Origin of the sequence: Mixta mediterraneensis, from assembly GCF_030283135.1 — a bacterium.
Lineage (GTDB): Bacteria > Pseudomonadota > Gammaproteobacteria > Enterobacterales > Enterobacteriaceae > Pantoea > Pantoea mediterraneensis.
Genome location: NZ_JASUAZ010000017.1, coordinates 68,527 through 76,723, shown reverse-complemented (window position 1 = coordinate 76,723; position 8,197 = coordinate 68,527). Strand labels below are relative to the sequence as shown.

Sequence of the window (8,197 nt, the reverse complement as noted above, 5' to 3'; positions counted from 1 at the left end):
TCGCCTGCTGTCGGTGGCAGGGCCTCATTCTGTCCGCAAACAGGTGAGATCCGCCTGAATTACGGCGGGTAAGGGGAAAGTGTAACCTTACCCTGTCCATGCACCAACGCTGTTGAACACCGTATTGTGAAATAGGGGAGAAGTCAAAGATTATATCATCAACCGCCAGCGCCAGTCGCTGATACCACCTGACAGGCGTTATTGTAAATTTGCAGAGAGAGTTTGTATTATGCCCTTTCATGTTGGAAACAGATGTTTTCCTGCCACAATCAGCGACAGCCGAATTAACCACATAGCCCGCTCTGATACACCGTCTGAGATGAGCGTATGGGAAAAAATTAAGGAGTTTTTCTGCACGACGCATAAATCTGAAGCACTGGAGTGTATCCGGACGATTTGTCACCCACCGACCGGAACGACGCGGGAGGATGTGGTCAACCGATTTGAACAGCTCAGGAGGCTCGCATATTCCGGATTCGCGGAGAACATTCAGTCCGGCCGACACGGGGATAATCACTTCAGTATCCTGGACGAAAACAGCCGGGAGATACTGTCAGTCACTCTCGATGATGCAGGAAAATATACCGTGAAATGTCAGGGGCACCAAACCATGACCCATGATGCCAACGGGTTGCTGTATAAGATGATGCAGCAACCTAGAACATCAAACGGCACTTATTGTGCTCCGGAAGGAAAAGAGACGGTATTCGTCATCGATATTTATGCTAAAGAGGAAAACAAAAATCTGCCTCGTTCACCCACTGACCTCCGTCAACAAAATGCGGAAAGCTCAGATACACCATGTCGACAAGTAGTACCCTCCCAGAGCAGTGATTCACCACACACCACTATTGAGATACCAGAGTCAGTATTAAATACGGCTGCCCATAGTGAAGCTTCGGAGTCCTGGCAGGCATTCTTTCAACGTCATGTCAAAAATACCGGAGCAATACTTACGCGTAATGCTGTTTCTGTCGGTATGCCCACCGCTGCACGTGAATATGTAAGGAGAGCTGCGCTTCCTGCCTTGTTCGAAACGCTTCCTCAGGCTGCGCAAGTGAGTTTAGCGGGGGTGAGCATTGCAATGCCTGCTGTTTTACAGTTGGCAGCAATAGCACGAGATATTAAAGAAGGAACACAAACGCCAGAGACTCTGCGTTCGCGACTCGCCAATATCGCCCTAGTTGTAGGAACAGGAACGGCATTAGCAGCGACCGGTGGACTTGCCGTCGCGGCAAATGCGTTGATCGCGGCGGTATTTGTCTATGTACCCTTACGAGACTTCTCTCAGTATTTTTTACAGTTACAGGACAATAATGAAGGCCCCCTGAATATAAAGGCAACCGCGTTCTCCGCCGCTGTCTATGCGGGAAATCAGATTGCGGTTGATCAAGGAATGGACATGCTTTCTGATGCTCTTGAGCCTGCTATGGGGAAATTAGCTGCGAATATTGTTAGTCGGGCACTGGTTAATATTGGCGGTGAAACACTGGATGAATTAACGAGTCGTAGTGCTAATGCCTATGTATCCCATAATCCTGAACTTAAAATTGGTATTGATTTTCGACCGAAAGATGAAATAACCCGGAAAACCGCCTTAGATCAGGTATGCAATACATTAGCAAGTCGCGCATCCTTATTTAGCGCCTCATTTTCAGGAGCTTATGCCGCCCCCGTTCAGGGCATACTTAATAGTATGGTCGTTGGGGGAATTCTAGGGGCGGGTTACACACCTTTTGTGTATAGCCATGCGCAATCCGAAGTATACGCAGATGGCGGCCACGGTGAACCAGTTCTCACAACAGTACGGATTGGGTGACCGCAAGGATTCCTTAACTTTTGGCAATAAGCCTGAAAGTTATAACTATGCTTATTTATATAACCGTATTTCAGGCTCAATAAACGAGCGTTTGATGAGAGTCACCGCCAGCATTGGGAGTAAGCGTCACATTTAGACCGTCTGTGCAGCAGGCTCCGGTTTCGGGAAAATAGTGTCCATCATTTTTAATGGACACTATCGCGTGAAACACCGGACATGGCTTCTCGAGGTACTTCGCCTCCACTTTGGCCTAATGGGAGCGAAGCTGCTGTGTAACCACATCCCGATCAACGGTTATCTGATAGGCACAAACGAGTATGAAGGCCATCATGTCTTTGATATCTGGTACCGTAACACCTCAGAAGTGAAACCCACAGCCATTACCGGAGACATGCACAGCATCAATAAAGCCAACTTTGCGATCCTGCACTGGTTTGGGCTTCGCTTTGAACCTCATTTCACCGACCTGAACAAGCAGTTGAAGGAGCTGTATTGTACCAGGGAGCCATCGGCCTATAAAAAATGTCTGATTCAGCCAGTTGGGCAGATTAATCAGGACCTTATCATCCGCGAAAAAAATAATCTCGATCGTATTGTCGCTACGCTGGGACTGAAGGAGATGACGCAGGGAACGCTGATGCGCAAGCTATGTACGTACACAACAGCCAACCCGACAAGACAGGCTATATTTGAATATGATCGGCTGGTTCGTAGCATTTATACACTGAAGTATCTGCGTGATCCGCAACTGGAACGCAATATCCGCCGCTCCCAGAACCGGATTGAATCTTATCACCAGCTACGCGCCGCAGTATCCAAAGTCGGCGGAAAGAAAGAGTTGAGCGGGAAAAATGACCTTGAAACGGAAGTCAGTAACCAGTGCGGGCGGTTGATCTCCAACGCGATCGTTTACTACAACTCTGCAATCTTGTCGCGATTACTGGAGCGTCTGGAAGCGGAAGGCAACACTAAAGGTATTGAAGCGCTGACCCGGATATCACCGGTGGCCTGGCAGCACATTTTGTTGAACGGGCATTACACCTTTCATAGTAGCAATGAAATCATAGACCTGGATGCACTGGTTGCTGGGCTGAAACTGGGGTAACGGAAATTTCGGCGGTTCCGGCGTGGAACCCCAGGAAGGGAAGTGCAGGAATACATCGCATAAATTCACCTGTATTAACATACGTAAAATCAGGCTGTCGTGACGGCGGAATCCTTCGGGCAAGACACGGCAGCACCGGTGCAGCTTTAAAGCACCAGTCTGATGATTGGGTTTTTATCGGCTCCGGGCCGGGGAGTCAGAATTTATTCTGGCTCAGCGGGCCGGATGGCAAGCGAAGCGCGGCAGTAAGGGTCTATCGCACCATTAAAAGACTTTAAAAAGCACCACTAAAGAGCTATCCTTGAATCAAATCACGCAACAGGAGCCACCATGACTTATCAAATCCTGACAAATATCGCAGCCAGCATCACCGATCTGAAACGCAATCCGATGGGCACCGTCGCGGAGGGGGAAGGTAATGCCGTCGCTATCCTTAACCGTAATGAACCGGCATTTTACTGTGTTCCCCCGGAGCTTTATGCTTATTACCGCGACCTTGCCGAGGATGCGCAGCTTAACGCGGTTGCAGACGAACGCATGGAAAATCCGGATATCGTGAGCGTAAACCTCAATGACTTATAAACTTTCATTTGACAGACGCGCCCTGAAGGAATGGGAAAAGCTGGGTCATACCATTCGTGAGCAGTTCAAAAAAAAACTGGCCGAGCGGTTGCATGACCCGCATATCCCATCGGCCAGACTGAGCGGAAGAACTAACCGGTATAAAATTAAACTGCGTTCATCCGGCTACAGGCTGGTTTATGAGGTTATCGACGATCAAATCCTTCTGCTGGTTGTCGCCGTAGGCAAGCGAAACGACAGCGAGGTATATCATCAGGCCGACATGCGCTGAGCGGGTTAAAACCCTGGTGCAAAATCGGTTGCCACAAGAAGGAACTGTGAGGCTAAATCCTCCTGGGAGTGGAAACCATACGCCAGCGGCTGATAAGCCTCCGTGCGGGGGTTCACCAGAAAAAGCGCGGGGTAATGGGTAATATGCATAGCCTCCGTCTGTCCGTTGTCAGGCCGTGACCCCGGCAGTTCCGGCACAATTTTGCCATCCACTGACACATAGATAAGATTGATGCCGTACTCCATGACGAACGAGCGCACAACCACGCCCATCAGCACATCCACCGGCTCTTTCCCCCGGTAGAAATAAATGAATCGCCACAGGTTTAACAGACATCTCAGAGTCATTTAAAATGGCTTAAAGAGAGGTGCACATGAGCAGTAAGCGTTATCCTGAAGAGTTTAAAATTGAAGCAGTCAAACAGGTTGTTGATCGTGGCCATTCTGTTTCCAGTGTCGCAAAACGTCTCGATATCACTACCCACAGTCTTTATGCCTGGATAAAGAAATACGGGCCGGACTCTTCCATCAACAAAGAGCAGTCAGATGCTCAGGCCGAGATCCGCCGACTCCAGAAGGAGCTGAAGCGGGTTACTGACGAACGGGACATATTAAAAAAAGCCGCGGCGTACTTCGCAAAGCTGTCCGACTGAGGTACGCCTTTATCCGTGACAACTCCTGTTGTTGGCCCGTTCGTCTGCTCTGTCGGGTGCTGAATGTTCATCCGAGTGGGTTTTACACCTGGCTTCAGCAGCCGCATTCACCACGGCTTCAGGCAGATCTCAGACTGACTGGACAAATCAAACAGTTCTGGCTGGAGTCCGGTTGCGTTTATGGCTATCGCAAGATCCATCTCGACCTGCGAGATAGCGGGCAACAATGTGGGATTAACCGGGTCTGGCGGCTGATGAAGCGTGCCGGGATAAAGGCTCAGGTCGGGTATCGAAGCCCGCGAGCGCGTAAAGGTGAAGCCAGTATCGTGACACCCAACAGGCTACAGCGACAGTTCAACCCGGAAGCGCCGGATGAACGTTGGGTAACGGACATAACTTACATCCGAACCCACGAAGGCTGGCTGTATCTGGCCGTAGTTGTTGACCTGTTCTCGCGCAAAGTTATCGGCTGGTCAATGCAACCCCGGATGACAAAAGATATTGTTCTGAATGCGATTTTGATGGCTGTGTGGCGACGTAATCCCCAAAAACAGGTGCTGGTTCATTCTGACCAGGGTAGTCAGTACACAAGCCATGAGTGGCAGTCGTTCCTGAAATCACACGATCTGGAGGGCAGTATGAGCCGTCGTGGTAACTGTCACGACAACGCAGTTGCAGAAAGCTTTTTCCAGCTACTGAAGCGTGAACGGATAAAGAAAAAGATCTACGGAACACGGGAAGAAGCACGCAGCGATATTTTTGATTACATCGAAATGTTTTATAACAGTAAGCGTCGGCATGGTTCGAGTGATCAGATGCCACCGACTGAATATGAAAAACAATATTATCAACGGCTCGGAAGTGTCTAGATTATCCGTGGCGATTCAGTTTTTAGTTTTACGCTTGAATCACAACTCTTACGTTGTCTTTTACGTCCGGTTAGTTGCGGAACTAAACTTTCTTTACCCATAGGGGGGACTGGAGGAAGATATGTCAGAAAGACCCGATAAAGATGATCCGCTGCCTGAAGACAATCAGGTTCCCGGCGACGTTGAATATGTCCCTGGCGACGATGAAGAACTGCCCGTGGACACGGAGCTTCCAGACAATGACGTGCCGGATCGTTAAATTAAGCTGAGCTGCCTGCGGGCGGCTCTTTTAATTTTGAGATACGCTGATCGATGAAATCGTATTGGATATTTAGCTTCACGCCGGGGCGTGCAGAAGCTAAGGTGTAGCCTCAAAAGAATTAAAGGGAAACGTAATGGTTAACGATTATTTTGGACTGCCTGCTGCCGGGATGACACAAGAGCAACATAAACGCACGGTGGCCGTCGCGGCTGCGTTAGCTGTAGCGAAAGAATCTGTCAGCGCGGCAACGTCTGCTAACGGGTCGAAGGCTGCATGGGATTTGCAAGCGGTAGCAAATGAAATTGCTAATCTTGCCGATGCGATCCAGGATGCGCTTGAGGTAGATGAAACGAAATAAGCTGAGCGTGAAGCTCGAAAATTGACATAAAACCAAATGCCTGGTTAGCGATGCAACCAGGCATTTGCCAGCCACTAAAATAGCGTATTTTCATCGGTTTTTGCTGCTGACCTTTCATCGTTTAATGTTTTTACCGGGTCGGGTGAACTCAACCATCTGTCGAATTTCTGGTAGGTTTCAACAAATGTTTTGAAGTAGCCGCTGGCACTGGAAATGTTTTCCTTACGGTCCATAAAAGCCATCGTTAGTTTAAATGCATCTTGATTATCGAATTTCATCAGCTCTTTCTCCTGTGCCTGGTCATTCTCAGAGCTTAGCCTGCGCTTTTCATGCCTGCATCCCTCTAAGCAGATTTATGTCATCAGCAAACCTGTAGTCTCGAAACGCTGAGTCGCTGCATTCCCGATCAGCCAAAAGGAGGTTTTGACGGTGCCAGTTACCTCACCGGGCCGAACTGAACACCGCCAGATTATCTGGCGGTTTTAATAACAGAATTAAGGCATTTATTCCTGATTTTTATCGTCTTGTTTCACCCGTGCAGGTTCGCTTTCGATGCTGTGTTTAAAGGGCTTGAGTAGCTGAATATCGAGAATAACGTAGGCCATGGTACTGATAAACAGAGAAATCACACTGCCAAAAACACCGCTGGTGGTGAAAGTCAGATAGTTATAAATAATAAGCCAGGTCAGACAAATAAAGTAAGCCAGGGAGATATAAATTAGCGGAATAGAGTAATTACTCGTTCCTGCGCCTTGAGCATGCGTTAATTTGAATAAATTACCTGAAGAATATTTTTCTAATATATGAATGCTTCTTTCCCAGTTCATCTGTTTGCGCGCGCTGGCTCGGGTGAGAAACAAGAACAGGATAGAGACAAAGAAACCTGAGAAAGCAATCAGCACAGGTATGGCTTGCAATGCATACTCAATACTTTTATGACCGGAACTACCAGACGGCATATCAAGGGTGAGGGAAGCTCCAAGCGCGGTGTAAAGTGACAGAAAAGTAATAAAAAACAGGATACATTGCTTCCAGCTGGTATCGATTTCACTCTTCCTTTGCTTTATCGCGATGAGCAGGGAGTGATTAATCCTGGCGGTCTGGCTGGAATCAGAGTCGATTACTGTCATCTCGTCGCTTAGTAATTCGCGCATAAACTGCGCATCTTCTGGGTGTATGTTAATCCGTGTCATGTTTAACTTCTCAATATCAAATTTCTCATATATTAATCGGCTCAAAGACAAATGACATATGTTTCGATAATAAATTATTATTCTGGCCAGCCACCGCTATACCGCGCAAATAAACTCCGTTAAGTGAAGAGGGATTATTAATGTGCGGGCGGCGAGTTGCATAGCCTTTGCCTGAAAATGCACTCTCTGACAGTGCCTTTTAAGTCTAAAACAGCGGGATAACTGAGCCAGAATGAGTCCCTTGCTTTCCAGATGGGAACTTTTAACCTTTCACGTAATGCTTCGTTAATTTCGCCGAAAAAGAGGCCCTTAAGGGAAGGGAAAAAGTTACTTATGTGAGGCTGTCAAAAAAGGAGATTTAATAGACGAAATTATCATTTAGAGCGAATTAATTAACATTTCGCCATCCTTTAGCCATATTTCGTTAACAAAATTAAACGTAAAGCGGTAATATCCGTGATCTGCATCACCTTTTAAAACCTTCTCTGTTTTTAACCAGGACGACCCATGAAGCACGAATTAGAGCCAATAGATGCACATTTGCCCAAAAATGGAACCGGTTCCAGTCGGCGCGAATTCATCTTCGCCGTTGCCGGCTTAGCGTTGACCGGTGTCGTTGCCGCCATGCCGGGTATAACTTTTGCCGCTAACGTAGCTAATGCCAGCGACCCGGTGAAAGCTTTTATTCGGGTGTCACAAGCGATTACAGAACATAAGCAAATCGATAGCGTATTGGCTGCGCGTTTCCTTGAGGCATTTGCTCAGCGAGATCCCCTGTTTGATAAGCGGATTTCGCAACTAAACCACTTAGCCGTAGCGGGGATTAATGCGCAACAGTTCCTGGATAAAGCGACTCAGGCGGGGTTGCATGACTTTCTCTATGACATCGTGACTGCCTGGTATACCGGCACGATAGGGGATGATTATCATGGAACTCTGATTGCCTACAAACAGGCCCTGATGTACCAAACCGTACAGGACGGATTAATTGTCCCAACGTATTGCGGCAACGGCTCTATCTGGTGGACCGCTCCTGTTCCTGCTGAAAATGTTGATTTTCTCGCCAGTCTCTAATCCATTAAGAAA

At 47.9% G+C, this 8,197-nt stretch carries 9 protein-coding genes and 3 pseudogenes; 9 read left to right on the top strand and 3 right to left on the bottom strand.

What is annotated here, in order from left to right; genetic code table 11:
* Positions 1-229: 229 nt before the first annotated feature.
* From QRY16_RS12280 to QRY16_RS12265, 5 genes and pseudogenes are all read left to right on the top strand, one after another.
* Positions 230-604, top strand: a pseudogene (locus QRY16_RS12280) (E3 ubiquitin--protein ligase); the annotation flags it as partial.
* Positions 605-1,991: 1,387 nt separating this feature from the next.
* Positions 1,992-2,066 (top strand): annotated as a pseudogene (locus tag QRY16_RS22230) (IS66-like element accessory protein TnpA); the annotation flags it as partial.
* 15 nt (positions 2,067-2,081) lie between these two features.
* Positions 2,082-2,924, top strand: a pseudogene (locus QRY16_RS12275) (Tn3 family transposase); the annotation flags it as partial.
* Positions 2,925-3,254: 330 nt separating this feature from the next.
* A complete protein-coding gene (locus QRY16_RS12270) occupies positions 3,255-3,506 on the top strand; it encodes a type II toxin-antitoxin system Phd/YefM family antitoxin (RefSeq protein ID WP_193406749.1) in 252 nt (83 codons plus the stop codon).
* On the top strand, positions 3,496-3,777 hold the full coding sequence (locus QRY16_RS12265; protein WP_193406748.1) for a type II toxin-antitoxin system RelE family toxin: 282 nt from the start codon (positions 3,496-3,498) through the stop codon (positions 3,775-3,777). The genes QRY16_RS12270 and QRY16_RS12265 overlap by 11 nt, the downstream gene beginning before the upstream one ends.
* Before the next feature lie 5 nt (positions 3,778-3,782).
* Here the strand turns inward: QRY16_RS12265 and traF are convergent, their stop codons facing one another.
* The gene (gene traF / locus QRY16_RS12260; protein WP_193406747.1) at positions 3,783-4,124 is read right to left on the bottom strand and encodes a conjugal transfer protein TraF; all 342 of its coding nucleotides are present in this window, start codon (positions 4,122-4,124) and stop codon (positions 3,783-3,785) included.
* A gap of 26 nt (positions 4,125-4,150) precedes the next feature.
* On the opposite strand from traF, the gene QRY16_RS12255 reads away from it, so the two are divergent.
* The 3 genes from QRY16_RS12255 to QRY16_RS12245 all read left to right on the top strand — a co-directional run bounded on the left by QRY16_RS12255 (position 4,151) and on the right by QRY16_RS12245 (position 5,918).
* A protein-coding gene (locus tag QRY16_RS12255) for an IS3 family transposase (protein WP_289776772.1) occupies positions 4,151-5,298 on the top strand; the annotation gives its coding sequence in 2 pieces (ribosomal slippage) (positions 4,151-4,388 and positions 4,388-5,298; 1,149 coding nt in all).
* 121 nt (positions 5,299-5,419) lie between these two features.
* On the top strand, positions 5,420-5,557 hold the full coding sequence (locus QRY16_RS12250) for a hypothetical protein (RefSeq protein WP_289776771.1): 138 nt from the start codon (positions 5,420-5,422) through the stop codon (positions 5,555-5,557).
* Between the two features lie 136 nt (positions 5,558-5,693).
* Positions 5,694-5,918 (top strand): hypothetical protein, encoded by a 225-nt coding sequence (locus QRY16_RS12245; protein ID WP_289776770.1) that lies wholly within the window; start codon positions 5,694-5,696, stop codon positions 5,916-5,918.
* Between the two features lie 74 nt (positions 5,919-5,992).
* Here the strand turns inward: QRY16_RS12245 and QRY16_RS12240 are convergent, their stop codons facing one another.
* Complete coding sequence (locus QRY16_RS12240) at positions 5,993-6,196, bottom strand: hypothetical protein (protein ID WP_289776769.1); 204 nt, start codon at positions 6,194-6,196, stop codon at positions 5,993-5,995.
* Between the two features lie 225 nt (positions 6,197-6,421).
* Entirely contained in the window at positions 6,422-7,111 is a 690-nt protein-coding gene (locus tag QRY16_RS12235; protein ID WP_289776768.1) for a RipA family octameric membrane protein, read from the bottom strand.
* Between the two features lie 507 nt (positions 7,112-7,618).
* Here QRY16_RS12235 and QRY16_RS12230 point away from each other — a divergent pair.
* Entirely contained in the window at positions 7,619-8,185 is a 567-nt protein-coding gene (locus QRY16_RS12230; RefSeq protein WP_289776767.1) for a sugar dehydrogenase complex small subunit, read from the top strand.
* Positions 8,186-8,197 lie beyond the last annotated feature (12 nt).